Raw genomic sequence first — 25,399 nt, 5'->3', positions numbered from 1 at the left:
TTTATTGATGTGCGTCAGGCTATTTGTTTCGGTATTACGGTCTGGTTGTCGGATCAAAGCCATCCGTGAAGTCGGTAGGGGATCAGGCTTCTTTTGCTTCCTGTAGTGCTATCACGATGACAAAACCGCCTTCAGCATGATTGTAGATGCGCAATTTGCCGCCATGGCTTTTGATGATGCGATCGACAATGGCTAGGCCCAGACCAGAGCCATTGGCCTGGCTGCGCGAAGCATCACCACGGGTGAAGGGTCGCAGCAATCGGACCAGGTCTTGTTCTGCCACACCCAGCCCATGATCACGGAAGCTGATTTGTATGCCCAGCTTTCTGTCCTTGTTTTTGCGTGAGCATTGCACGTCGAGTGTGATGACGGGGGAGCCTGGGGTTTTTCCGTAGCGACAGGCATTTTCCACGATGTTGTTGAACAGACGCCTGAGTTCAGTCAGATTGCCATTGACATAGATATTTGGTTTGATCGCGGTGCGCAGGCGCAGGTTTTGAAAGCGAAAAGCCTCATCCATGATTTGCTGCATGACTTCGCTGATGTTGATGCGCTCGAATTCGACTTTGTCCAGGGGCTTGGCGTAATCAAGGAACTGGCTGATGATGTCATCCATCTGCTGCAGATCGGATTGCATGCCGGTCCGGGCCTCATCACTGAGGCTGGCCATTTCAACTTCAAGCTGCATGCGTGCCAGAGGGGTGCGCAAATCATGCGAAATGCCGGCCAGAATGATGGAGCGGTCTGTTTCTATCCTGACCAGGTCTTCCATCATGGTATTGAAGCTGACATTGGTCTCGCGGATTTCTTTTGGGCCTTTTTGTGGCAGAGGTGGTGGTTGTTTGCCTTTGGCGACAGCGCGTGCTGCATTGCTCAAACGTGATAATGGGTCATTAATGAGCTTGGAGATGATGGCTGCACCCAGCAAGGTCAAAAAGAGAGTCAGGATAGCCCAGCTGAATAATTGCTGCCCTATAGGAGGGTCCAGGCGGTCTTGCTCCAATCTCAACCAGTAATGATCTTCTTCAATATCAAAGCTGATCCAGAAGCCGCTGATACCGTTGAGCTTGCTGGCAAAGCGGGTGTTATTCCCCAGTCCGCGCAACATCAGGGGCCGGGATTCAAGAAAGAAGGGGGTGGCTTCTGGCTCTTCTACACGATCAGTATCTTCCAGCAGGTAGATCTGCACACCTTCTTTGTTGGCCAGGTCGCGCAAGAGTTCATGCCGTTTCTCTGGGGCAGAGTGGGTCAGGGCCGCACGCGTGATAGTGACAATGGAGACAATTTGCGCCGCCATCTGCTGAGCCCGCGGTGCTGTTTCCAGGGTGCGAAAATTGGACATCCAGGCCAGCATACTGGCGGTGACAAGCACGGCCAGCATGAGGAAGGTACGCCAGAACAGTCCGCTTTTTAGCCAGTCCAGACTGTTGAGGTAATCACGCATTCAAGTTTTGCAAAGAAAACAATCTGATGTAAAAATAGCCTGGATATCAATGTGATTGACCATCAGGAATAAACACATAGCCCAGCCCCCATACTGTTTGTATGTAAAGTGGATTGCTGGGATCAGGTTCTATCAGTTTGCGCAGACGTGAAATTTGTACGTCCAGGCTGCGGTCAAATACCTCATACTCGCGACCTCTTGCCAGTTCCATGAGTTTTTCCCTCGAAAGTGGTTGGCGGGCATGACGGGCGAAGACTTTCAATACAGAAAATTCACCTGTGGTCAGTGAAATATTGTCATCATTTTTTTTCAGCGTACGGGTGCCGAGATCAAGGACAAAGTCACCAAAGGCAAAAGTCTGTGGACCGTCGGAAGGTGCACCAGGCAATTCGTCTGGAGCTTTACGCCTCAACACGGCATTGATGCGGGCAACCAGCTCGCGCGGGCTGAATGGTTTTGGCAGGTAATCGTCTGCACCCATTTCGAGGCCGATGATGCGATCGACTTCTTCGCCTTTGGCGGTCAGCATGATGATGGGGGTTTTGTCGCCGGCGCCGCGCAACCGACGGCAGATGGCCAGGCCATCCTCGCCAGGCAACATGAGATCCAGCACCAGCATGTCGTAGCGTTCACGTATCCAGAGCTTGTTCATGGCCTGGGCATTTTCTGCACTGACGACTTGAAAACCTTGTTCTGTCAGATAGCGGCGCAACAAATCGCGCAAACGCAGATCATCATCAACCACCAGAATCTTGGCCTTGGGGTTGCTGGAATTGTTATTTGTGGAGTCTGGGGTAGGGGGCGTCGTGTTCATGGGCTTAATAGTACTGTCATAGAGTGAGCTTGCAAACAAAATTAATATTCTGGATTACAAACTGTTACACACTTTACGGAATGGGACTGCGCAATTCATGTGGCTATCGTAAACTAAATTCATACAAATTGATGCTGGTAAGGCACGGCCATTTGCACTTAGAATTGCAATCCATTTATATCTTTTTGCTTGCCTCACCGGTTTTGCTTGCAAGGCCATTCGTTTTCAAGTCGATGAATATACCGTACAAAAAAATTTCTGTCCTGCTCTTGTCGCTGATCGTGACTGCTGGGGCTATGGCGGATAATAAAGGTAATGGTGGTTCGGCACTATGGGGGCGATTTAATAACGGCAATGCCCAGCAAAAAAATGATGCAGCGCGCAAAGAAGAAAAACAGCGCGAGCGGCAACTTAATAAACAGGCTGAAAAAAACAGCTTGCTTGAACGCTGTAATGACGCTCGCCATATTGGCGAACGCGCTTGTGGCAGTGCTGAGGATAGCAAAAAAGCTGGTCGTCTCACGCCGGAAGAAAAGCGCGCCCTGCGTCGCCAGATTCAGGATGTCGGGCACGAACTATATCGTCCTGCCCGCTAAATCTTCCCAAATTCTCAATAAATATCAGCGCCTGTTTTGCTTCATTATTTTCTGTTGCTCGCGCTGCCAGTCTTTTTCTTTCTCAGTATCGCGCTTGTCGTGCTGCTTTTTACCCTTGGCGAGGCCGACCTGACATTTGATCCGCCCCTTGGTGAAATGCAGGTTCAGCGGCACCATGGTGTAGCCAGAACGCTCTACTTTGCCTATCAGTTTGCTGATTTCTGCCGCATTTAACAATAATTTACGTGTGCGTACAGAGTCAGGGTGAATATGGGTAGAGGCCGTCGGCAAGGCCCCAATATGCGCGCCAAACAGGAAAATTTCGCCATTCTTGACGATGACATAGGCTTCTTTCAACTGCGCACGGCCCGCGCGTATGGCTTTGACTTCCCAGCCTTGCAGGACGATGCCAGCTTCGTATTGTTCCTCGATAAAATAATCGTGGAATGCTTTTTTGTTATCAGCGATGCTCATGTAGGATGAAAATTGGTCAAATTAGAGTGCGGAAATGCATGAATGCATTTTGGTACTGCTTATGACTCGGTTAAAATGCGAACCTGTGATTCTACCAAATGGTTCTTCTTGATGGCAGTTGTACATAAAACAGTTTTCGTAGCTTACAGCACTGAGCAGATGTTTGCTCTGGTTGATCAAGTGGAAAATTATCCTCAATTTCTGCCATGGTGTGGCGAGGTAAGGGTGGCAGAGCGTACCGATCATGAGCTAGTTGCCACGCTTGCTATTAATTATCATGGTTTAAAACAGCATTTTACGACGCGTAATAGTAATAAACGCCCGCATTCTATTGAGATGAGTCTGGTTGAGGGACCATTCAAGCAATTATCGGGTTGCTGGAAGTTTACTGAGTTGCGCGCAGATGCCTGCAAAATTGAATTTGAACTTAACTATGAATTTTCCAGCAAATTGCTGGAACATTTGATAGGTCCTGTTTTCTCCAAGATCGCCAATAGTTTTGTCGATTCCTTTTGCGCCCGTGCCGAGACATTATATGGTTGAGCAAATCAACATGATTGTCCAGGTCTGTTATGCCGGACTGGATAGGACCAGTTTACTGGATGTCCAGGCGCCTGTGGATGCCACGATTCTGCAGGTGATACAGCAAAGTGGCATTGTGCAAGCGCATCCTGAGATTGATGTCAGTGTTCTCAAGGTTGGTGTCTTTGGCAAACTCAAGGCGCTCGACAGCCGTTTGCACGCAGGGGACAGGATAGAAATCTACCGTCCCCTGGTCGCGGACCCCATGGAGGCGCGCAGGCGCAGGGCTAAAAAACAGGCAGGTACCTGATTTTCTGCTATTTGCAGTCAGCCAGGGCTTTTTTTGCTGTATCCAGCTCTTGTTGACGCTCAGCATCAGATAAAAAACTACGTTCGCCATTTTTGTCTGTACGGCTCAGGCGTGCGCCGGAATTCAGCGACTGTTGATAATTACGGGCTCTTTCGCAATTTTTTGCCTTATCATCAGCGGCTGCCTTTTCTTGCTCTGCCTTCTTGTCTTTTTCAGCTTGCTCGGCACGGCGTTTATTGAAATCTTCGTTCTTGGTCGCCAACGTTACGGGTTTTTCCAGCTTGGGCGCAGCTTGACTGGCAGAAGCTGCTTTGTCATCTGCTGCTGGTGCCTGGACGGCCTTGGCACCACCTGGCGCTTTGAGGATTTTGTCCTTGGGCACGGATTTTGGAGGTGGCAAGTCCGAAAACTGCTTATTGCCTTTGTCATCAATCCACACATATTGCGCATGTGCGACTGCACAGAATGCTAACGACATTAAAAGTGCAGCGCCTGATCGTGATACTCGTAAGATAGACATAATTTGCTTTCAAGAAAAACATGGGATTATGCAAGAGTTTTACACGGAGCAAGACGACTTCGCAAGTTTTCTGTATAATTCGGTTTTGCGCCTATAGGAAATACTATGCGTTTACTCCAAAAAGCACTCACGTTCGATGACGTGCTACTCGTCCCTGCATACTCGAACATACTCCCTAAAGATACCTCACTTGCGACCAAATTGACTCGCAACATCAATCTGAATATCCCTTTGGTATCAGCTGCGATGGATACGGTCACTGAAGCACGCCTGGCAATTGCCATGGCTCAGGAGGGGGGCATCGGTATTATTCACAAAAACCTGACGGCAAAAGAACAAGCCCGCGAAGTTGCCAAGGTCAAGCGTTTTGAGTCCGGTGTATTGCGTGATCCTATCACCATCCCGCCGAACATGAAAATTCGCGAAGTCATTGCCCTGTCTCAACAACACGGCATCAGCGGTTTCCCGGTCGTAGAAGGCAAAACGGTTGTTGGTATTATTACCAACCGCGATTTGCGTTTCGAAGAAGAACTGGACGCAGAAGCGCGCGCCAAAATGACGCCACGTGAAAAACTCGTGTGTGTCAATGAAACGGCAGATCTGGCAGAAGCCAAGCGCCTGATGAACAAGCACCGCCTGGAGCGTGTGCTGGTTGTCAACGAAGCATTTGAGCTACGTGGCCTGATTACTGTCAAAGATATCCAAAAATCAACCGAGCATCCTTTTGCATCCAAAGATGAACAAGGTAAATTGCGCGTAGGCGCAGCTGTTGGGGTAGGTCCCGATAATGAAGAGCGCATAGACTTGCTGGCAAAAGCCGGTGTCGATGTTGTCGTTGTCGATACTGCCCATGGTCATTCCAAAGGCGTGCTGGACCGTGTGCGTTGGGTGAAAACCAATTATCCGCATATTGAAGTCATAGGCGGCAATATCGCTACTGCAGCAGCAGCCCTGGCACTGGTTGAACATGGCGCGGATGCAGTCAAGGTTGGCATAGGCCCAGGTTCTATTTGCACGACACGTATTGTTGCCGGTGTTGGCGTACCGCAGATTACTGCAATAGCCAATGTAGCCAATGCGCTCAAGGGCACTGGTGTACCTTGTATCGCTGACGGCGGCGTGCGTTTTTCCGGTGATGTTTCCAAAGCTCTTGCTGCTGGCGCATCAACTGTCATGATGGGCAGCATGTTTGCCGGTACTGAAGAGGCACCAGGTGAGGTTATCCTGTTCCAGGGCCGTAGCTATAAGTCTTACCGCGGCATGGGTAGCCTGGGTGCGATGGCCGATGGCTCTGCTGACCGTTATTTCCAGGACGCGGCCAATAATGCCGACAAACTGGTGCCTGAAGGTATCGAAGGGCGTGTTCCTTATAAAGGCAGTGTGCTGGCCATCCTGTATCAACTGGTGGGTGGCGTGCGTTCTTCCATGGGTTATTGTGGCTGCGCGACGATAGACGATTTGCATACCAAATCTGAATTTGTTGAAATCACCTCGGCAGGCATGCGTGAATCACATGTGCATGACGTGCAAATCACCAAAGAAGCGCCAAATTACCGTGCTGACTAATGTTTGAAATGCGCTTGAGAAGCATGACCCGAATTGAGGATGCCTGGAGAGTGGAATGTCAACGAACCTAGATCGTTCCGGCCCATCGACAACGACACCGGTCAGTTCGGGTTTTGAGCGCATGGTTTCTGAACGGATGGAGCTGCGCCTGGGCCGCTTTGAACGACTTGGCATCAAGTTGTTTGGGGTGGCTAACTGTCTGGTCAGTTTTGGCAAGCTGGTGCCAAGGTTTGACCATCTGGTGCATTCCATTACCAATATGGAAGCCGAGTTTTGCGATTCTGTTCCACCTGTTGATGAAATCCTGGTCATACCTGACCTGCGTCTGCATGAGCATCTGGGTAAGCATCCTATGGTGGCAGGTCCGCCATCCATACGTTTCTTTGCTTCTCATCCCGTTTTTGATCATGGCAACCAGTTAATTGGCAGTGTCATCCTGATCGACTATCAAACCCGTGACCTGGATGATGAGGAAAGACAGTCATTTGCCGATCTTGCCTCCATGGTTGAGCGTGAAATGGCTTTCAGTGCCCTTTACCAGACGCAGCTCGAAGTCATCAAACAAAACCGCAATCTCAAACGTGATTCACTGATAGACCCTTTGCTGGGCACCTGGAACAAATCTGCCATCATCCGTTCATTGAAGCTGGAGATGGAGCGCTGTGCCAAGGCCATGAAACCTTTGGCCCTGCTGATAGCCAGTGTGGATCAGATGGAACATTTGCGTGATCTGCATGGTATCGCCATCACAGACATGATACTGGTCAAGACTGTCAGCCGTATTCGCTCTTGCGTGCGTCCTTTTGACGCCCTGGGGCGTTTTGGCACTGACTTGCTGCTGGTGGTATTGCCGGGTGCATCCCACCTGGTGGTCACAGCAGTAGGGGAGCGCATACGTGCTTCTGTGCTCATGCATCCTGAAAAAATGAATGATGTCGATACAGCTTTGACGATCAGTGCTGGCACCGCATCAACTGACATCTTTCCTGATGCCGAACCAGAAACTTTAATTAGCCACGCAGAAAAAGCCCTGCTTTCCGCCAGAAATGCAGGAAACAATTGTGTTGTCCAGGCCACGCCTGCACAACCTGACATGATAATTTGATTTATGCACTCAAAAATTCTTATCCTCGATTTTGGTTCCCAGGTCACGCAACTGATCGCTCGCCGCGTTCGAGATGCTGGTGTTTTTTCTGAAGTTCATCCTTATGACGTCAGTGATGAGTTCATAAAGAACTATGGCGCAGCCGGCATTATTTTGTCTGGTGGCCCAAACAGTGTGACAGAAGGCGACACCCCTCGTGCACCTATGGCCGTATTTGAAGCCGGTGTCCCAGTGCTGGGCATTTGCTACGGCATGCAAACCATGGCTGAGCAACTTGGTGGCAAAGTTGAAAATGGCCTGGTCCGAGAATTTGGTTATGCCGAGGTCCGTGCCCGTGGCCATACAGCCCTGCTCAAGGACATCAATGACTTCGTCACGCCAGAAGGTCATGGCATGCTCAAGGTATGGATGAGTCATGGCGACAAGGTCAATGAAATGCCGCCAGGCTTTAAACTGATGGCATCTACCGACAATTGCCCTATCGCTGCCATGGCGGATGAAGAGCGCCGTTTTTATGCCGTGCAATTCCACCCCGAAGTCACGCATACATTGAAGGGTGAAGCCATCATCAGCCGTTTTGTGCACGAAATCTGCGGCTGCCAATCTGACTGGAATATGCCTGACTACATCTCCGAAGCTGTTGCGGCGATTCGCGCCCAGGTTGGTGAAGATGAAGTTATACTCGGTTTGTCTGGCGGTGTGGACAGCAGTGTTGCTGCAGCCCTGATACACCGCGCCATAGGTGATAAACTGACTTGTGTATTCGTAGACCACGGCTTGCTGCGTCTTGATGAAGGCAAGATGGTCATGGAAATGTTTGCCAAGAACCTCGGCGTCAAAGTCATTCATGTTGATGCGACTGCACAATTCATGGGACATCTTGCAGGTGTGACAGATCCGGAAGCCAAACGCAAGATCATAGGTCGTGAATTTGTCGAAGTCTTTCAGGTTGAATCTGGCAAGTTGATCAATGCCAAATGGCTGGCGCAGGGCACGATTTACCCAGACGTTATCGAAAGCGCCGGTAAAGGTAAAAAAGGTTCGCACACTATCAAGAGTCATCACAATGTTGGTGGCTTGCCAGATACCCTGAACCTGAAATTGCTTGAACCACTGCGTGAATTGTTCAAGGACGAGGTGCGCAAGCTGGGCGTAGCCCTGGGTCTGCCACACAGCATGGTCTATCGCCATCCTTTCCCTGGCCCTGGCCTGGGTGTACGCATACTCGGTGAAGTCAAAAAAGAATTTGCCGATTTGCTGCGCCGTGCTGATGCCATCTTCATTGAAGAATTGCGCAGCACCTTTGTCGATCCGCATGCAGAAAAGCCGCAAAGCTGGTACGACGCAACAAGTCAGGCTTTTGCCGTATTCCTGCCGGTCAAGTCCGTCGGCGTCATGGGCGATGGCCGCACTTACGAATATGTGGTCGCGTTACGGGCCGTACAAACTCAGGACTTCATGACTGCCCATTGGGCACACTTGCCGCATGAACTGCTGGGTAAAGTGTCGAATCGCATCATCAATGAAGTGCGCGGCATCAACCGCGTAGTCTATGACATCTCAGGCAAGCCACCTGCGACCATAGAATGGGAATGATTTGGATCAGGCAATATTAGGCAACTGAAAGCAAGAAACACCCCGAAAGCCCGCGTCATTGCGGGCTTTTTGCATTTTTGGTCTGGCAATGTCTGGCAAAGAAAAGTACGGCCAAGCAATTATTTTTAACGGCATAGTTGATGGTATTATCACTACACTTTTTCTTGATGTCGATTGATGCCATGTCATGGTTTTTTTGATGGACATGTTATTTTAATTTGCTAAGTCTTTGAATTTATTGATAATTATGAAAATAGACCGACTGTTTTTAATCGTGGTATTGCTAACAAAAAACGACGTTTTCTAATACTCATCGATACCAAACTACGCAATCTCAAGTCGCAAGAAAAAAATATAAAGTGAATGACCGTGACAGGTTGTATGTCGCTGTCACACCTACAGGTTCTATTTCATTTTGGCACAACAACACGATCAACGGTTATCAGGGAACTGTCACGTTGGGTCGGTGCGGGAATGGCGGCATAGCCACGTGGGCATAATAGGGTTGTTAGTGGTAACAAGGTTCCCCGCGCATGTGCGCGTGAGCGAATATCTGTTTTAGTAGGTTGTTCACTTTTTTTGCGCTCTCTCGTGTATCTATTACTTCTACGTTAAACCTACAATTACTTCGTGAATGTATTTCAGCCCGTGGGGCAACATCCTGCAACCAAGGTGCATGAGCTGACGCCTAGACTATTGAAGACGTTGTTTGCGGTTAATCCCTTGTGTTCGGATTTGTACGTTACTCCTTGACTTTGTCATATTTGTGCTAAATTATCGCATTCGTTTGTGGTTCCCCATGCTTCGCTCCGGCTGTACCTCACTTCCACGTTAGATCCCAATGCCCAAAGAAGAAAAACCATGGTTTGCCCGGCCATACGAGTCATGGCGCAAAGAATCGAAGAGTGCGACGGGGCATGTTGAGACAGATGTCTTATTTCAAAATCGCCAACGAAGAATGCTCATTGTTAGCTCAATAGTGATGGTCATGTCAATGTTGTCCATGTTTTGGACTATTTCCTCTGACGTGGTTCTTTGGGATAGCGAGAATGCAGACAACTTCGGCATTGGGATGTTTGTTCTCTTTTTGATTGGATGTCCATTGGGTTTATACCTTGCTACAAAGCTACCTTATGGTTTTTATTCTCTACAAATATTTGCAGCAACGATGGCAACCGTCGGTTCATTAGGATTGATTCTGCTGCCAGTATTCCTATACGCAAATTACATTCTGGATTTCTCGGAACCAGAAGTTATTGCCGTTAATGTGTCGGACATCAAACTGGTTGGAAATGTTGGGAAAAGAAGTCATAGATTTACATTCGTAATGAATCAGGCGCCTTTTGAAACCCGTAGCCTACTTGATCAAAATCGACGATACAAACATCTTAAGGTTGGCGAAAATGCTTTGTTGGTGAGCGGCAGGGGATTTTTCGGGCTCCGATATGTTCGTGAAGTCCGATCTAACTGATTGGTCAATCGGATTAGCCGTGACACGGCTAATCGGTAGCTTGCAACTGAAGTAGATCGTCATACTGATCAAGTCACAACATTCAAGTCCATAACGGGAAATTTTGGCTACGCGCTTACGTTGTTAGCCTTGATATGGGGCGGCCAATTTTTTTGTCTATGTGATATGGTTTAACAATTCTATTGTTGTCTTTGCTGCACGATCCTAATCGTTGTAGTTAACATGGTATTCTCTATATGGATGATTTGGAATTAGACGTCAATGCTACGGTTTCAATAGCAATTAATAAGTAGTGGGAATGATTTCAGGTCTGGCAACTCAGGCAACTTAAGGCACGAAACACTCCGGAAGCCTGCGTCATTGCTGGGGTCTTATTTTGCCTCGATAGTGATGTTTATTTAATAGTTGATATTAAATTCTCGACTAGCTTACGCTGGGACTACATGCAAGTTAGAAGGCCAATATGCCAGTCCGTGGTATCATGACGCCTTTTTGCGTTCCAAAAACGCACTGAATTTCATATACTGCATTTTCATGCCGTGTAAAAGAGAGCGGCTTTGTCAAAAAGCCTTGCCTGTGCAGCCTTTAAGTCGCTGCTGATCATCTTGCGGGAATAAGACGTGACTTATAGCGTCAAAGAAATTTTTTATACTTTGCAGGGCGAGGGCAATCATGCCGGGCGCCCGGCAGTGTTTTGTCGTTTTTCTGGCTGCAACTTGTGGTCGGGGCGCGAAGAAGACAGGTCAACTGCGGTTTGTCAGTTTTGTGATACTGATTTTGTTGGTACAAACGGCGAGGGTGGTGGCAAGTTCAAGCTGGCCGCCGAGCTGGCTGCGACGATCAATGCTTTGTGGCCAGTGTCCTATACTGCAAGCAAGTATGTGGTGTTTACCGGTGGAGAACCCTTGTTGCAACTTGATGCGGCCTTGATTGAAGCAATGCACGCAGTGGGTTTTGAGATCGCCATAGAAACCAATGGTACCTTGCCTGTTCCTGATGGTGTAGACTGGATTTGCGTCAGTCCAAAAATGGGATCAGAACTGGTTGTCAGAAAAGGTAGTGAGCTCAAAGTGGTGATCCCGCAGTTTGGTCAGGATATGGCTGCATACGCAAATCTTGATTTTGAACATTACTTTGTACAAGCCATGGATGGCCCTTTAAAAGACGATAATTTGCGTCTTGCAATTGAATACTGCAAACAGCATCCGCAATGGAAGCTGAGTTTGCAAACCCATAAACTATTACAGATTCCTTGAGTTTTCATGTTAACGATTACCAGAAAGTTGGAATTCGATGCGGGTCATCGCATTCCCGATCACGGCAGCCAGTGTCGCAATTTGCACGGTCACCGCTATACCCTTCAAATTACCCTGACCGGTGAGGTCGTTCAGAAGGATGGCGAGTCGGACAACGGTATGATCATGGATTTTGGTGATATCAAGGCGCTCGCTAACGAGCATCTGGTCAATTTGTGGGATCATTCCTTCATCGTTTACGAGAAGGATTACATCATCAAGAATTTCCTGGAGAAACTGCCAGGACACAAGACGGTGGTCATTGATCGCGTGCCTACCGTAGAAAATCTGGCCAAGATTGCCTTCGATATTCTGAAGGTGGTTTATCACGGCAGGTTTGGCCGCGCTTTGGAGTTGACCAAAGTCACGCTGTATGAAACACCAAATTGCTGGGCTGAGATTGACGGATAATGGCCGACGCGCAAAATCTGCCACCGCAAAGTGAGCGGAGCCAGCAGAGCCTGCATGATATACAGTTCATGCAAGCAGCCTACCAGCAAGCCCTGCTAGCCAGAAATGAAGGCGAAGTGCCAGTAGGTGCTGTAGTCGTCAAGGATGGTGTGATCATTGCTACAGGCTATAATCGTCCTATAGGCAGACACGACCCCACCGCCCATGCAGAAATCATGGCCTTGCGCGCAGCCGCTGAGTTCATTGGCAATTATCGCCTGCCAGGATGTGAACTCTACGTTACCCTTGAACCTTGCATGATGTGTGCGGGGGCAATGATGCACGCTCGTCTGGCACGCGTCATTTACGCTGCCACTGACCCCAAGACCGGCGTGGCCGGTTCTTTGCTGAATGTGTTTGAACACGGGCAATTGAATCATCATACGCAAGTGACGGGTGGCGTGCTGGCAGACGAATGCAGTAGCATGCTCAAGGACTTTTTTGCTCACCGGCGTGCCGTGGCCGCACAAAAGAAACTTGCTGCGAGTTCTGATGTCAGTACATTTCCTATACAAGACTGAAATACATTATGCCTGGATCAAGCACGCAAACCGGAATCGCCATCATTGCCCCCAGTGGCGCACCTCTCGACGATAGCCTGATTGAGCGTGGCTTGCAGCGATTGGCCGGACAAGGTTTTAAGGTGCATAGCTACTATGATGCTGATGCCAAATTTCAACGCTTTGGAGCGACGGATGCAGAACGTGCCAGGCAAATCCATGAGGCGGCGCAAAATCCAGATGTGCAGATCATCATGGCCTTGCGTGGCAGTTATGGCATGTCACGGCTGATGCCTTTGCTTGATTTTGATTTGCTGGCAAATAGTGGCAAGTGTTTTGTTGGCTATAGTGATTTTACCCTCGTGCATCTGGCAATGCTGGCGCGTGGCCGCACCAGTATTGCAGGCCCCATGCTTTGTGATGATTACGTACGTGAGCAGCCTGTTGAATATACCTTGCAGCAGTTTCATGTGTGTGTCAGCAATACCATGCATACAGTTGAATTTGAAACTGCTACCGAACAAGATTTGCATGTTGAGGGTAAGCTATGGGGCGGTAATCTGGCGATGCTGACCCATGCCGTCGGTACACCGTATTGGGCTGAAGTTGAAGACGGAATATTGTTCCTGGAAGACATAGGCGAGCATCCTTACCGCATAGAGCGCATGCTGCTGCAACTGCATTTCGCTGGAGTGTTGAGTAAGCAAAAAGCGATCGTACTCGGGAATTTTTCTGCCTACAAACTGGCTGTTCATGACAATGGCTATGACTTCAATGCCATGCTTGCTTACATTCGTAGTGTGATCGATGTGCCTGTCATTATCGGTTTGCCTTTTGGCCACATCTCAACCCGTGCCAGCCTCGTGGTTGGCAGCGAGGCGCAATTGGATGTGGAAGTTGGACGGGCCAGCCTGGTCATGAACTACAACTTGTAGCCGCTCACAATAAAAACGCCCGTCAACAGACGGGCGTTTTTTTCAATCGACGGTTTGCTTACTTACTGATCAATCGGCAGCATAGATGTCATTGTCTTTGGTTTCTTTGACAAATAACAGACCGATAACGAAAGTGGCCAAGGCAATGATGATCGGATACCACAAGCCGAAGTAAATATCTCCCTTGAACGCAACCAGAGCAAACGCTGTAGTTGGCAACAGGCCACCGAACCAGCCATTGCCGATGTGATAGGGCAAGGACATCGAGGTGTAACGTATGCGTGTCGGGAACATTTCCACCAGCATGGCAGCGATAGGGCCATACACCATGGTCACATAGATGACCAGGATGATCAGCAAGACCAGTACCATAGGCTTGTTGACTTGTGCAGGATCAGCTTTGGCTGGGTAGCCTGCAGCTTTGATCGCTTCACCCAGATCTTTTGAGAAGGCCTTGTCTTTTGCGGTGGCTTCATCTTTTGGCAAGCCATTTGCATTGTAAGAAGTAATGACTTTATCGCCAACTTTGACGGATGCAATGGTTCCTGGTGTAGCTATTTCGTTTGAGTAATTGACTGAAGCGGCAGCTAATTTTGCCTTGACGATATCGCATGAAGAGGTAAATTTCTTCGTGCCTGTCGGGTTGAACTGGAATTGGCAGTCATTTGGATCCGCCGTTACCACGACTGGTGCATTTTTCAATGCGGCTTCCAGAGCAGGATTGGCATAATGTGTGAGTGCGCCAAAAATTGGGAAATAGGTGGCCGCTGCAATCAGGCAGCCTGCCAGGATAATCGGTTTGCGGCCAATTTTGTCCGACAGGGTACCAAACACGATAAAGAAGGGCGTGCCTATGACCAACGATGCAGCGATCAGAACGTTGGCAGTCGGGCCATCGACTTTGAGTGTTTGTTGTAGGAAGAACAGTGCATAGAACTGACCTGTATACCAGACCACAGCCTGACCCGCTGTCAAACCCAGCAGAGCCAGGATAACGATCTTCAGGTTTTTCCATTGACCGAAGGATTCTGTCAGTGGAGCTTTGGAAGTTTTGCCTTCAGCTTTCATTTTGGCAAAAGCAGGTGATTCATTCATGGACAAGCGTATCCAGACTGAAATAGCCAGCAGGAAAACCGATACCAGGAAGGGAACACGCCAGCCCCAGTTGCCAAATTCTTCTTCGCCTATGGCCATACGGGTGCCCAGGATCACCATCAGCGAAAGGAACAATCCCAATGTAGCTGTAGTCTGTATCCAGGCCGTGTAGGCGCCGCGCTTGCCATGAGGAGCATGTTCTGCAACATATGTTGCAGCGCCGCCATATTCACCACCCAATGCCAGACCCTGCAAGATGCGCAGAGTGATCAGGATAACTGGCGCTGCAATACCTATGCTGGCATAGCTAGGCAGTAAGCCAACGCAGAACGTCGAGCCGCCCATGATCAGGATGGTCACGAGAAAGGTATATTTGCGGCCTATCATGTCACCAAGGCGACCAAAGACCAATGCGCCGAAGGGGCGCACGATAAAGCCCGCTGCAAATGCCAGCAAGGCAAAGATGAACGCAGTATTGGGGTCAGTGCCAGCGAAGAACTGTTTTGCAATGATGGCCGCAAGTGAGCCATATAGATAAAAGTCGTACCATTCAAAGACGGTTCCCAGTGAAGACGCAAAAATAACCTTGCGTTCTTCTGCTGTCATGCCGCCTGACGTTGCGATAGGTGCTGTCGCCATGCTTGTCTCCTGTTTTATGTATATTAAATATGCTAAAAAATGGCCGGAATCCCACTATCACATTTCCGACATAATTTTTATTGCAAGCAAAGTGTGCAAGTCGAAACTTACGGCTTGCTTGCTCGAAACTTACAGAAACTTACAAAAGCGCTATCCTGAATATGTAAAGAAGAGCAATATTGAGCACTGTAATTGCATGAAATTAATTTACGAACGGTCGTACTAAAATGTGATATTCTAGGTTTTGAGCTTGGTCTATATGCTTTTAATTAAGGCAATTCGGTTCAGGCAAAACAGGGCTATGGAAGTTTGTTCCTGCATGTTGGTTTGCAAAGGGCAAATTATTACTTATGATGGTTATCAGCAGTTCCAGCCTGTACACATACTTATATTAATCAGGAGATCTACATGTCTGACGCAGTTATCGTATCCACCGCCCGCACTGGCCTTGCAAAATCCTGGAAGGGTGCTTTCAACATGACGCATGGTGCTACCATGGGTGGCCATGTATTGAATGCAGCCATTACCCGGGCAAAGATAGAATCAGGTGAGGTGGAAGATGTCATCATGGGCTGTGCCACACCAGAAGGTGCAACTGGCAGCAATATTGCTCGTCAGATCGCTTTGCGTGCAGGTTGCCCGGTAACTACTGCTGGCATGACGGTCAATCGTTTTTGCTCTTCTGGCTTGCAGACCATTGCCCTGGCAGCACAAAGAATTATTGCCGGTGAAGGCGATGTCTATGCGGCAGGCGGTGTCGAGTCTATCTCTTGCGTACAAAACGAAGCCAATAGCCACATGATCGTTGAAACCTGGTTGAAGCAACACAAGCCAGAAGTTTACTGGCCTATGCTGCAAACAGCAGAAACCGTCGCCAAGCGTTATGGTATTCCACGCGAACGCCAGGATGAATACGGCGTACAAAGCCAGTTGCGCGCAGCCGCAGCCCAGGCTGCAGGTTTGTTTGATGCCGAGATCGTGCCTATGACTACCACCATGGGCGTCGCTGATAAAACGACCGGCATGCTGATCACCAAAGAGGTCACCATTTCTGCCGATGAAGGCATACGTGCAGATACCACGCTCGAAGGCGTCTCCAAAATCCGTACCGCAGTGCCAGGTGGTGTGATTACTGCCGGTAACGCCAGTCAGTTTTCTGACGGTGCTTCTGTTGCCATTCTGATGAGCAGCAAACTGGCTGAAGCAAAGGGCTTGCAACCATTGGGTATTTTCCGTGGTTTTGCGATTGCAGGATGCGAGCCAGATGAAATGGGTATAGGCCCGGTCTTTGCGATTCCCAAATTGCTGAAAAAAGCCGGCCTCAAAGTTGAGGACATCGGTTTGTGGGAATTGAATGAGGCATTTGCCGTGCAAGTCTTGTATTGCGCAGACAAACTTGGCATTCCTATGGATAAATTGAATGTCAATGGTGGTGCGATTGCCGTGGGCCATCCCTATGGTGTCTCCGGCGCACGCCTGACTGGCCACGCACTGATCGAAGGCAAACGCCGTGGCGCAAAATATGTAGTGGTCACCATGTGTATTGGCGGCGGCCAGGGCGCTGCAGGTTTGTTTGAAGTAGTCTAAGCTGGATGCATGTCGGGTGCCCAGGCTGTATGATGTTGTCATGCGGTTTGGGCAAAATGAGTACCTCATCTCTCTTGTCCAGATAAAGCCATGCAATCTAAAATTCTTTCCCGCCGTGATCTCGAATTCATGCTGTATGAATGGCTGAATGTAGAGTCACTGAATCAAAGGCCGCGTTTCGCCGATCATAGTCGCGAAACTTTCAATGCCGCCCTTGATACCTGCGAACAAATAGCGACAGACCTGTTCGCTACCCACAATAAAAAAAATGACCAGCAGGAGCCGCACTTCGATGGTGAAGAAGTGCACATGATTCCTGAAGTTAAGACGGCCCTGAAAGCATTTTGCGAAGCTGGCCTGATGGCGGCAGGGCAAGACTTTGATGTCGGCGGCATGCAGTTACCCTGCGTGGTTGAAAAAGCTGGTTTTGCTTATTTCAAAGGGGCGAATGTAGGGACGGCATCTTATCCCTTCCTCACCATAGGCAATGCCAATACCTTGCTCAAATGCGGCACGCCTGAGCAGATAGAAACCTTCGTCAAGCCCATGCTGGAAGGTCGTTTCTTTGGCACCATGTGTTTGTCTGAACCACAGGCTGGCTCCAGTTTGTCAGATATTGTCACCAGGGCTGAGCCTCAAGAAGACGGCACTTACCGGTTGACCGGCAACAAGATGTGGATATCGGCAGGGGAGCATGAGCTGGCAGAGAATATCGTGCACCTGGTATTGGCCAAAGTGCCGGATGCAAACGGCAAGTTGATACCTGGCGTCAAAGGCATTTCGCTTTTCATCGTGCCTAAAAAACTGGTGAACGAAGATGGCAGCCTGGGTGAACGCAATGACGTAGTGCTCGCCGGCCTGAATCACAAGATGGGTTATCGCGGCACCACCAATTGCATGCTGAATTTTGGTGAAGGTAAATTCAAGCCGCAAGGCAAGGCTGGTGCAATAGGTTATCTGGTTGGGACCTTGCACCGTGGCATGGCAAACATGTTCCACATGATGAACGAGGCACGTATAGGTGTAGGCCTGGGTGCTGTCATGTTGGGCTATACCGGTTATTTGCATGCACTGGATTATGCCCGTAACCGTCCACAGGGACGTGCACCGCTGAACAAAGACCCGGCTGCACCACAAGTGCCTATCATTGAACATACCGATGTCAAGCGTATGTTGCTGGCACAAAAAGCCTATGTCGAAGGTGGCCTGGCTTTGAATTTATTCTGCGCCCGTCTGGTGGATGAAGAGCGCACCGCGCCGTCGCCAGAAGCGCGTACCCATGCTGCGCAGATGTTGGAAATACTGACACCGATTGCCAAATCCTGGCCTTCACAATGGTGTCTGGAAGCGAATAATCTGGCGATACAGGTGCATGGTGGCTATGGCTATACCCGTGAATACAATGTAGAACAGTTTTACCGCGATAACCGCCTCAACCCCATCCATGAAGGTACGCACGGAATACAGGGGCTGGATTTATTGGGCCGCAAGGTTGTCATGCAAGATGGTGCAGCGCTCGAGGCTTTGGGCGAAATCATGCACAAGACGCTGGCGAGAGCTGCGGCTCATCCTGAATTGCTGGCCTATACCAAATCACTGGCACGTGTGCTGCAAAGACTGGCCAGCGTTACCCAGCAACTGCATGGCGTGGGAGATACCAACAAAACCCTGGCAAATGCCTCGGCTTATCTGGAAGTATTTGGCCATGCCGTGATTGCGTGGATGTGGCTGGAGCAAGCTACTTTGTGCCTGAATAAAGAAACTCACCATGATGCTGATTTCTATGCAGGCAAACTGCAGGCTTGTAAATACTTCTTCCACTGGGAATTGCCGCGCGTTCATCCTCAACTGGATTTGCTGTCGAATATCGATATGACGACTTTCGATATGCAGGATGCCTGGTTCTGAACCATAGCCCTGGAATAATCAAAAACACATAACAAACGATGCCCTTCCTGTCTGCGCGCAGACAGGTGGTGGCCGCATATACCGGAGACAAAAAATGAACAAAGCAATTCGCACCGTACAACAGTTATTTGACTTGCATGGCAAGACAGCACTGATTACTGGCGGCTCCCGTGGATTGGGGCTGCAAATGGCAGAGGCACTTGGGGAGCAAGGTGCCAAAGTGGTGCTATCTTCACGCAAACAATCTGACCTGGATGAGGCCGTTGCCCATCTGAAAAGCCGTGGCATTGATGCCAGTGCGATCGCTGCTGATTTGTCGAAAGAAGCAGCGGTACAACCATTGGTAGATGAAGCACTGGCCCGTCTGGGCCATATCGATATTCTTATCAATAACGCTGGCGCTACCTGGGGTGCACCGGCAGAAGATTATCCGGTTGATGCCTGGGACAAAGTCATGAACCTGAATATCCGCAGCATATTCCTGATCTCGCAGGCAGTTGGTAAGCGTTCGATGATACCGCGCAAGTATGGCCGCATCATCAATATCGCCTCTATCGCCGGTCTGGCTGGCAATGCGCCAGGTACCATGCAGACCATTGCCTACAACACGTCCAAGGCAGCCGTGATCAACTTCACCCGTACTCTGGCTGGTGAATGGGGTGTGCATGGCATTACCGTCAATGCAATTGCACCTGGATTTTTCCCGTCCAAGATGACCAAAGGCATACTGGAAAACCTGGGCGAAGAAAAACTCGCCAAAGAAGCGCCTTTACAGCGCATAGGTGATGATGAAGATTTGAAGGGTGTGGCCATGCTGTTTGCCAGTGACGCTGGTAAGCACATTACTGGCCAAACCCTGGCAGTGGATGGCGGAGTATCTGCTGTATGACAGATGCCAAGTCTGCTGCGGCGCTTCCCATTGCGCAACCAACGCCGGTATTGAATCCTTTCTTGCACGACCTAGGCGTTGAGTTCCTGGAAATGGAAAATGGTCATGCACGACTGGCGCTTGACCTGAGCGAACGACATATGAACAGCTGGCAAATTGCCCATGGCGGTGTGATTATGACCATGCTTGATGTGGTGATGGCGATGGCTGGCCGGTCCATGAGTAGCGACCTCAAGGGAGTCGTCACTGTAGAGATGAAAACCACCTTCCTGCAGCCAGGCGGTGTACCGGGTGGCCGCATGGAAGCGCGAGGCAAGGCTTTTCATCAATCCACCACCATGTGCTTTTGCGAGGGAGAGGTCTGGAATGGCGACAAGCTCATTGCCAAAGCCATGGGTACTTTCAAATACTTGCGACGCTTGAAGTCTGGCGAGAATATGAAAAAACTCTATGGTAGTGACTGATTAAAAATTGACGTCGTTTCTGCAAGTCTTATAAAAATAAATGGAGACCAACATGCAGCAGACCCGCTTTGCATTACTTTTTTCAGCTTTAATTTGTGGACCTTTCATGAGCATGTCTACGGCACAAACTGCCTTGCCTGATGCTGAGGCAAGCGATCCGCAAAAAATGGGCTGGATGCAAGGATTTCCTCCGGCGCCTGACAAGCTCATCAAGTTTGCCAATGGCAGCAACTATCAGTTTCCCCGTACCCGCTGGTCGTTTTCGCATGGGCGTGAACTGGGGCCGACCAGCAATGTCTGGCATGGCGCAGGCCCGGTTTCAGTTTTGCCGTTAGCTTTGCGTGATCTCGATAAATTGCGATTTGCCGATGAAAAGGGCAGCGATATAAGTTGGGCGGATATGCAAGCCCGCACTTATACCGACAGCATACTGGTACTGCACAAGGGAAAAATAGTCTACGAGCGTTACCTTGGTATTACCAAGAACTATGTGCCGCATATCGCGATGTCGGTCACCAAGTCCTTTGTCGGTACGCTGGCAGCGACTTTGGCTGCGGAAGGCAAGCTCGATCCGAGTGCGCCTGTTACGCAATATATTCCTGAACTCAAAGACACAGCCTATGGTGACGCGACTGTGCGCCAGGTCATGGATATGACCATCGGTGTACAGTACTCTGAAAATTATGCAGACCCCAAAGCTGAAGTCTGGGATTATGCCAGATCAGGCGGACTGCTGCCGACAGCACCAACTTATGATGGGCCTAAAACCTTTTATGACTTCCTGGTGAAATTGAAAAAAGAAGGCAAGCATGACGAAGCATTTGCCTATAAGACGGTCAGTGCTGAAGTGCTGGCCTGGATAGTCAAACGCGCTAGCGGGCAAAATCTGTCTGATCTCTTGTCTGAACGTATCTGGCAAAAACTTGGTGCCGAGAATGATGCCTATTTTTCGGTAGATAGCGTAGGCACCGAGCAGGGCGGAGGCGGTTTGAATCTGACGCTACGTGACATGGCACGCTTTGGTGAAATGATGCGCCTGAATGGCAAATTCAATGGCCAGCAAATCATTCCTGCCGCTGCAGTGGAAGATATACGCAAGGGTGCTGACCCGGCCAAGTTTGCCAAGGCGGGCTATGCCACTTTGCCAGGTTACTCCTACCGCAATATGTGGTGGATAGGGCATAACAGCCACCAGACATTTGAAGCCCGTGGCATACACGGACAACGTATTTACATCGACCCGGTGGCTGAAATGGTCATCGTTAAATTTTCTTCCCATCCCATTGCTGCCAATGGTGCGACTGACCCTGTCACCTACCGCGCCTTCCAGGCTTTGGCAAATCACTTGATGAAATGAGCAAATCATGACTACTAATTCTCAACTTTCTTACCAACGTATCGTGCTGGCCTCTCGTCCTAAAGGTCAGGTTGTGCCAGAAAATTTCCGCCTTGAATCCCTGCCTGTGCCAGAACTCAAGGATGGAGAGCTACTGGTGCGTAATCACTACATGTCACTCGACCCTTATATGCGTGGCCGCATGGAAGATGCAAAAAGCTATGCTGCCCCACAAGTCATAGGTGAAACCATGATAGGCGGCACGGTAGGTGAAGTGGTCGCCAGCAAAAATGCCAAATTCAATGTTGGTGACAAAGTCATAGGCATGCTGGGTTGGTCAGAAATGGGTGTGTCTGATGGCTTGCTGTTGCGTAAAGTTGATACGACGCATATTCCTTTATCTGCCTACCTGGGCTCAGTCGGCATGCCTGGCCTGACAGCCTGGTACGGCCTGACCCAGATCATGCAGCCTAAAGCTGGCGAAACTATCGTGGTGTCTGCTGCCAGCGGCGCAGTGGGCAGTGTGGTCGGTCAGTTGGGCAAGCAACTGGGTTGCCGCGTGGTTGGCATAGCCGGTGGCGCAGACAAATGTGCTTACGTTGTCAATGAACTGGGCTTTGATGCCTGCATCGATTACAAGGCAGGCAATCTGGAAACCGATCTTGCCGCCGCAACCCCAGATGGTATTGATGCCGTTTTTGAAAACGTCGGTGGTGGAATCTTTGATGCCAGCCTGGCGCGCATGAATGCCTTTGGCCGTATCGCCCTGTGTGGTTTGATTGCAGGTTACAACGGCGAGCAATTAAGCATCAAGAATGCTCGCGTGTTCCTGACGATGCGTTTGACTATGCGTGGCTTCATCGTCTCTGAGCACATGGATTTGTGGCCGCAAGGTTTGAAAGAATTGGGTGGCCTGGTTGCGACTGGCAAACTGAAATTCCGAGAATCTGTTGCAGAAGGCATTGCTGCTGCGCCAGAAGCATTTATTGGTCTGTTGAAAGGTAAGAACTTCGGCAAGCAATTGGTGAAGCTTATTTGAGTTAGTCGTATAAACCTGAAGAGCACAGAGCAATCATGTCCGACCTTATTTTCCATAATTTTGCGATTTCTCCATTTTCAGAAAAGATTCGCCTGATTTTCGGTTTCAAACAATTGAAGTGGAAATCTGTAACGGTACCCATCATCATGCCCAAGCCGGATGTGACGGCATTGACAGGTGGTTACCGACGCACGCCGATACTGCAAATCGGTGGAGATATTTATTGCGATACGTCTTTGATTGCCGAGGTGCTGGAAAAACGATCGCCCGCACCTGCTCTATACCCGGCTGCTATCAATGGTTTGGCGCGCAATCTGGCACAATGGGCGGATACTACGCTGTTCTGGACAGCAATCCCCTATGCATTTCAGCCCGCGGCTATCCCATCCATATTCGGCAATATCAGCGCTGAAGAATTGCAGGCCTTCAGTGCAGACCGTGCCACCATGCGTGGCAATATGCCGCGCACCAGCATGGGTGAAGCAAAAGGGCAGCTTTTAGAATACTTAAGTCGCCTGGAAAATATGCTCAGCGGAGATGCGCCGTTTCTGCTGGGTACACAAGCCAGCATTGCTGATTTCTCTGTGTATCAGGCTTTGTGGCTGATACGACTGGCTCCAACGATCAATCCTGTTTTCGACGCTTATCCAAAGCTTCTGGAGTGGATGGACCGTATCGCTGCTTTCGGTTATCACCAGTCTGAAGCTCTGAGCAGCGCAGAAGCACTTGAGATCGCCAAAAATGCGCATGGCTTTGATACAGCAGGGCGCGATTTTATTGACAGCCATGGCATAGCGTTGGGTGAGCAAGTTGCCATCATGCCGACCGACTATGCGCTGGATCCTGTCGTGGGGGAACTGCTCATTGCCAGCGAAAATGAATTGGCCGTGCTTCGTCAAGATGAACGGGCTGGAACCGTGGTCGTGCATTTCCCACGTGTAGGCTTCCAGATGAAACGCGCAAAATAAATTAATCCAAAACAAATAAATTTAATAAATCACATACAGGAGACAACATGAAAGTATTTAAAGACAGAGTAGCCGTAATCACCGGTGGTGCCAGCGGTTTTGGCCGTGAATTTGCGATTATCGGCGCACGCCTGGGTATGAAACTGGTACTGGCTGATGTGCAGCAAGATGCCCTGGATAAAGCCAGAGCAGAGCTGGAAGCGCAAGGTGCACAGGTGTTGGCCATGCGTTGCGATGTACGCCATGCAGAAGAAGTGCAGGCCCTGGCTGATGCCACCATGGAGAAATTTGGTGCCGTGCATCTGGTGTTCAATAATGCCGGTGTCGGTTCTGGCGGTCTGGTTTGGGAAAATACCCAGGCAGACTGGGAATGGGTATTGGGCGTCAATCTCTGGGGTGTGATTCATGGTGTGCGCATCTTCACCAATTTGATGCTGGAATGCGCAAAGAAAGATCCACAATTTGAAGGGCATATCGTCAACACGGCATCCATGGCTGGCTTGCTCAATGCACCGACCATGGGTGTATATAACGTCTCCAAACATGCCGTTGTGTCTTTGTCAGAGTCCCTGTATCAGGATTTGAAACTGATAGAAGCACCGATAGGCGCTTCTGTACTGTGCCCTTATTTCGTGCCTACCGGCATTTCACAATCCCATAGAAACCGCCCTGAAGATGTGCCAGGTTCTGCACCGACCGCCAGCCAGAGAGCGGCACAGGCCATGTCAGACAAGGCTGTGAATTCTGGCAAGGTAACCGCCGAAGAAGTGGCTGAAAACACCTTCAAGGCAATTGCTGACGAACAGTTCTACATCTTCTCTCATCCCGGTGCCCTGGGTAATGTGCAGGAGCGCATGGAAGACATCGTCCTGCAACGCAACCCTGGTGATCCTTACAAGGCAGCGCCGCATATCCGTGACATGCTCAGAGCCAAGCTCAAGGCTTGATTATCACTTTTAAGCATCATGGAGAAGCATAGATGACAGCAGAGATACTAAGTAATCAGTTTGCCACACTGGACAATGGAACCCGCCTGCATTTTGCCAGTGCGGGTGAGCGCGGCAGGCCATTGATCTTGTTCGTGCATGGCTTTCCAGAGTTCTGGTATGAATGGTCGGCGCAACTGGCTGAGTTTGGACAGGATTATTTTGCCGTGGCACCGGATTTGCGCGGCTTCAATCTTTCTGATATGCCTACAGATGTTGCTGCCTACAAGGCCAGGCATATTGTCGATGACCTGCGTTTGCTGATTGCACAGCTCGGTTATCAGCAAGCTACGGTCGTTGCGCATGACTGGGGTGGGGCGGTATGCTGGAATATGGCGATTGCCCTACCAGCTTTGTTTGAAAAACTGATCATCATCAATTCACCTCATCCTTACCTGTTCATGCAGGCGTTGGCGACTGATCCTGCGCAAAAGACTTCCAGTGAATACATGAACTGGTTGCGCAATCCAGGGTCTGAAGAAGCGCTTGCCAAAGATGATTTTGCTCTCATGGATGGCTTCTTCAATGGCATGGGTCAGGGTGAAGCTATCTGGTTTGATGCAGAGACCCAGGCGGCTTACCATGCTTGCTGGGCGCGTGGTTTGACTGGTGGCGTCAATTATTACCGCGCGTCACCATTACACCCACCGACAGAAAAAAGTCCCGGGCCTTTGCAGTTAAATCTGAATCCGGCTGATTTTCAAGTCAAGGTGCCCACCCGCGTCATCTGGGGTGAAAATGACAAAGCCTTGCCCAAGACCTTGCTCGATGGTATTGAGAGTTTTGTCGATGATATCCAGATACAGCGTATTGCTGAGGGTTCACACTGGGTTATCCATGAACAACCGGAGCGTGTGAATCGCCTTATTCGTCAATTTTTGCAGAGTTAG

The 25,399-nt window shown here is 49.6% G+C and carries 25 protein-coding genes and 1 pseudogene; 21 read left to right on the top strand and 5 right to left on the bottom strand.

Annotated features, from left to right (window positions below; all coding sequences use genetic code 11):
• Positions 1-82 precede the first annotated feature (82 nt).
• Positions 83-1,444: an ATP-binding protein gene (locus tag UNDKW_RS13525; protein ID WP_162059117.1), complete on the bottom strand. Its 1,362-nt coding sequence runs from the start codon at positions 1,442-1,444 to the stop codon at positions 83-85.
• Between the two features lie 46 nt (positions 1,445-1,490).
• Positions 1,491-2,258 (bottom strand): two-component system response regulator OmpR, encoded by a 768-nt coding sequence (gene ompR, locus UNDKW_RS13520; protein WP_162059116.1) that lies wholly within the window; start codon positions 2,256-2,258, stop codon positions 1,491-1,493.
• Positions 2,259-2,338: 80 nt separating this feature from the next.
• Between ompR and UNDKW_RS13515 the strand changes: the two genes are divergently transcribed.
• Complete coding sequence (locus UNDKW_RS13515) at positions 2,339-2,854, top strand: hypothetical protein (protein WP_162059115.1); 516 nt, start codon at positions 2,339-2,341, stop codon at positions 2,852-2,854.
• A 24-nt stretch (positions 2,855-2,878) separates the two neighbouring features.
• On the opposite strand, the gene smpB is transcribed toward UNDKW_RS13515, so the two are convergent.
• Positions 2,879-3,328, bottom strand: coding sequence for an SsrA-binding protein SmpB (smpB, locus tag UNDKW_RS13510; protein ID WP_162059114.1), 450 nt, complete (start codon positions 3,326-3,328; stop codon positions 2,879-2,881).
• A 111-nt stretch (positions 3,329-3,439) separates the two neighbouring features.
• On the opposite strand from smpB, the gene UNDKW_RS13505 reads away from it, so the two are divergent.
• Positions 3,440-3,871: a type II toxin-antitoxin system RatA family toxin gene (locus UNDKW_RS13505; RefSeq protein WP_162061930.1), complete on the top strand. Its 432-nt coding sequence runs from the start codon at positions 3,440-3,442 to the stop codon at positions 3,869-3,871.
• Positions 3,864-4,160 (top strand): RnfH family protein, encoded by a 297-nt coding sequence (locus UNDKW_RS13500; RefSeq protein WP_162059113.1) that lies wholly within the window; start codon positions 3,864-3,866, stop codon positions 4,158-4,160. The genes UNDKW_RS13505 and UNDKW_RS13500 overlap by 8 nt, the downstream gene beginning before the upstream one ends.
• A 7-nt stretch (positions 4,161-4,167) precedes the next feature.
• Here the strand turns inward: UNDKW_RS13500 and UNDKW_RS13495 are convergent, their stop codons facing one another.
• The gene (locus tag UNDKW_RS13495) at positions 4,168-4,638 is read right to left on the bottom strand and encodes a DUF4124 domain-containing protein (RefSeq protein ID WP_232063380.1); all 471 of its coding nucleotides are present in this window, start codon (positions 4,636-4,638) and stop codon (positions 4,168-4,170) included.
• A 147-nt stretch (positions 4,639-4,785) separates the two neighbouring features.
• On the opposite strand from UNDKW_RS13495, the gene guaB reads away from it, so the two are divergent.
• The 9 genes and pseudogenes from guaB to UNDKW_RS13455 all read left to right on the top strand — a co-directional run bounded on the left by guaB (position 4,786) and on the right by UNDKW_RS13455 (position 13,598).
• Positions 4,786-6,246 (top strand): IMP dehydrogenase, encoded by a 1,461-nt coding sequence (gene guaB, locus UNDKW_RS13490; protein WP_162059111.1) that lies wholly within the window; start codon positions 4,786-4,788, stop codon positions 6,244-6,246.
• A 55-nt stretch (positions 6,247-6,301) separates the two neighbouring features.
• Complete coding sequence (locus tag UNDKW_RS13485) at positions 6,302-7,351, top strand: diguanylate cyclase domain-containing protein (RefSeq protein ID WP_162059110.1); 1,050 nt, start codon at positions 6,302-6,304, stop codon at positions 7,349-7,351.
• Positions 7,352-7,354: 3 nt separating this feature from the next.
• Complete coding sequence (gene guaA, locus UNDKW_RS13480; RefSeq protein WP_162059109.1) at positions 7,355-8,947, top strand: glutamine-hydrolyzing GMP synthase; 1,593 nt, start codon at positions 7,355-7,357, stop codon at positions 8,945-8,947.
• 306 nt (positions 8,948-9,253) lie between these two features.
• A pseudogene (locus UNDKW_RS30435) lies at positions 9,254-9,432 on the top strand (Arm DNA-binding domain-containing protein); the annotation flags it as partial.
• A 356-nt stretch (positions 9,433-9,788) separates the two neighbouring features.
• Positions 9,789-10,418, top strand: coding sequence for a hypothetical protein (locus UNDKW_RS13475; RefSeq protein WP_162059108.1), 630 nt, complete (start codon positions 9,789-9,791; stop codon positions 10,416-10,418).
• A gap of 620 nt (positions 10,419-11,038) precedes the next feature.
• Positions 11,039-11,674: a 7-carboxy-7-deazaguanine synthase gene (queE, locus tag UNDKW_RS13470; RefSeq protein ID WP_162059107.1), complete on the top strand. Its 636-nt coding sequence runs from the start codon at positions 11,039-11,041 to the stop codon at positions 11,672-11,674.
• Between the two features lie 6 nt (positions 11,675-11,680).
• Positions 11,681-12,124 carry a 6-carboxytetrahydropterin synthase QueD gene (gene queD, locus UNDKW_RS13465; protein ID WP_162059106.1) on the top strand — a complete coding sequence of 148 codons (444 nt, stop codon included), beginning with the start codon at positions 11,681-11,683 and terminating at the stop codon, positions 12,122-12,124.
• Positions 12,124-12,684 (top strand): tRNA adenosine(34) deaminase TadA, encoded by a 561-nt coding sequence (tadA, locus tag UNDKW_RS13460; RefSeq protein WP_162059105.1) that lies wholly within the window; start codon positions 12,124-12,126, stop codon positions 12,682-12,684. Before queD ends, tadA begins: the two co-directional genes overlap by 1 nt.
• Before the next feature lie 8 nt (positions 12,685-12,692).
• Positions 12,693-13,598 (top strand): LD-carboxypeptidase, encoded by a 906-nt coding sequence (locus UNDKW_RS13455; protein WP_162059104.1) that lies wholly within the window; start codon positions 12,693-12,695, stop codon positions 13,596-13,598.
• 69 nt (positions 13,599-13,667) lie between these two features.
• Here UNDKW_RS13455 and UNDKW_RS13450 read toward each other — a convergent pair whose 3' ends face one another.
• Positions 13,668-15,332 carry an MFS transporter gene (locus tag UNDKW_RS13450; protein WP_162059103.1) on the bottom strand — a complete coding sequence of 555 codons (1,665 nt, stop codon included), beginning with the start codon at positions 15,330-15,332 and terminating at the stop codon, positions 13,668-13,670.
• A gap of 408 nt (positions 15,333-15,740) precedes the next feature.
• Between UNDKW_RS13450 and UNDKW_RS13445 the strand changes: the two genes are divergently transcribed.
• The 9 genes from UNDKW_RS13445 to UNDKW_RS13405 all read left to right on the top strand — a co-directional run bounded on the left by UNDKW_RS13445 (position 15,741) and on the right by UNDKW_RS13405 (position 25,399).
• Positions 15,741-16,919 carry an acetyl-CoA C-acyltransferase gene (locus UNDKW_RS13445; RefSeq protein WP_162059102.1) on the top strand — a complete coding sequence of 393 codons (1,179 nt, stop codon included), beginning with the start codon at positions 15,741-15,743 and terminating at the stop codon, positions 16,917-16,919.
• A 90-nt stretch (positions 16,920-17,009) separates the two neighbouring features.
• Positions 17,010-18,827, top strand: coding sequence for an acyl-CoA dehydrogenase (locus UNDKW_RS13440; RefSeq protein WP_162059101.1), 1,818 nt, complete (start codon positions 17,010-17,012; stop codon positions 18,825-18,827).
• 106 nt (positions 18,828-18,933) lie between these two features.
• Positions 18,934-19,716, top strand: coding sequence for an SDR family oxidoreductase (locus UNDKW_RS13435; RefSeq protein ID WP_110254229.1), 783 nt, complete (start codon positions 18,934-18,936; stop codon positions 19,714-19,716).
• Positions 19,713-20,180, top strand: coding sequence for a PaaI family thioesterase (locus tag UNDKW_RS13430; protein ID WP_162059100.1), 468 nt, complete (start codon positions 19,713-19,715; stop codon positions 20,178-20,180). The genes UNDKW_RS13435 and UNDKW_RS13430 overlap by 4 nt, the downstream gene beginning before the upstream one ends.
• Positions 20,181-20,286: 106 nt before the next feature.
• A complete protein-coding gene (locus UNDKW_RS13425; protein WP_232063379.1) occupies positions 20,287-21,537 on the top strand; it encodes a serine hydrolase in 1,251 nt (416 codons plus the stop codon).
• Between the two features lie 7 nt (positions 21,538-21,544).
• On the top strand, positions 21,545-22,555 hold the full coding sequence (locus UNDKW_RS13420; RefSeq protein ID WP_162059098.1) for an NADP-dependent oxidoreductase: 1,011 nt from the start codon (positions 21,545-21,547) through the stop codon (positions 22,553-22,555).
• 35 nt (positions 22,556-22,590) lie between these two features.
• Entirely contained in the window at positions 22,591-23,523 is a 933-nt protein-coding gene (locus UNDKW_RS13415) for a glutathione S-transferase family protein (protein ID WP_162059097.1), read from the top strand.
• Between the two features lie 47 nt (positions 23,524-23,570).
• Positions 23,571-24,470, top strand: coding sequence for an SDR family oxidoreductase (locus UNDKW_RS13410; protein ID WP_162059096.1), 900 nt, complete (start codon positions 23,571-23,573; stop codon positions 24,468-24,470).
• 32 nt (positions 24,471-24,502) lie between these two features.
• Complete coding sequence (locus UNDKW_RS13405; protein ID WP_162059095.1) at positions 24,503-25,399, top strand: alpha/beta fold hydrolase; 897 nt, start codon at positions 24,503-24,505, stop codon at positions 25,397-25,399.

Source organism: Undibacterium sp. KW1 (assembly GCF_009937955.1).
Taxonomy (GTDB): domain Bacteria; phylum Pseudomonadota; class Gammaproteobacteria; order Burkholderiales; family Burkholderiaceae_D; genus Undibacterium.
The sequence above is the reverse complement of the archived record's forward strand: the minus strand, read 5'-3'. Positions and strand labels throughout refer to the sequence as shown.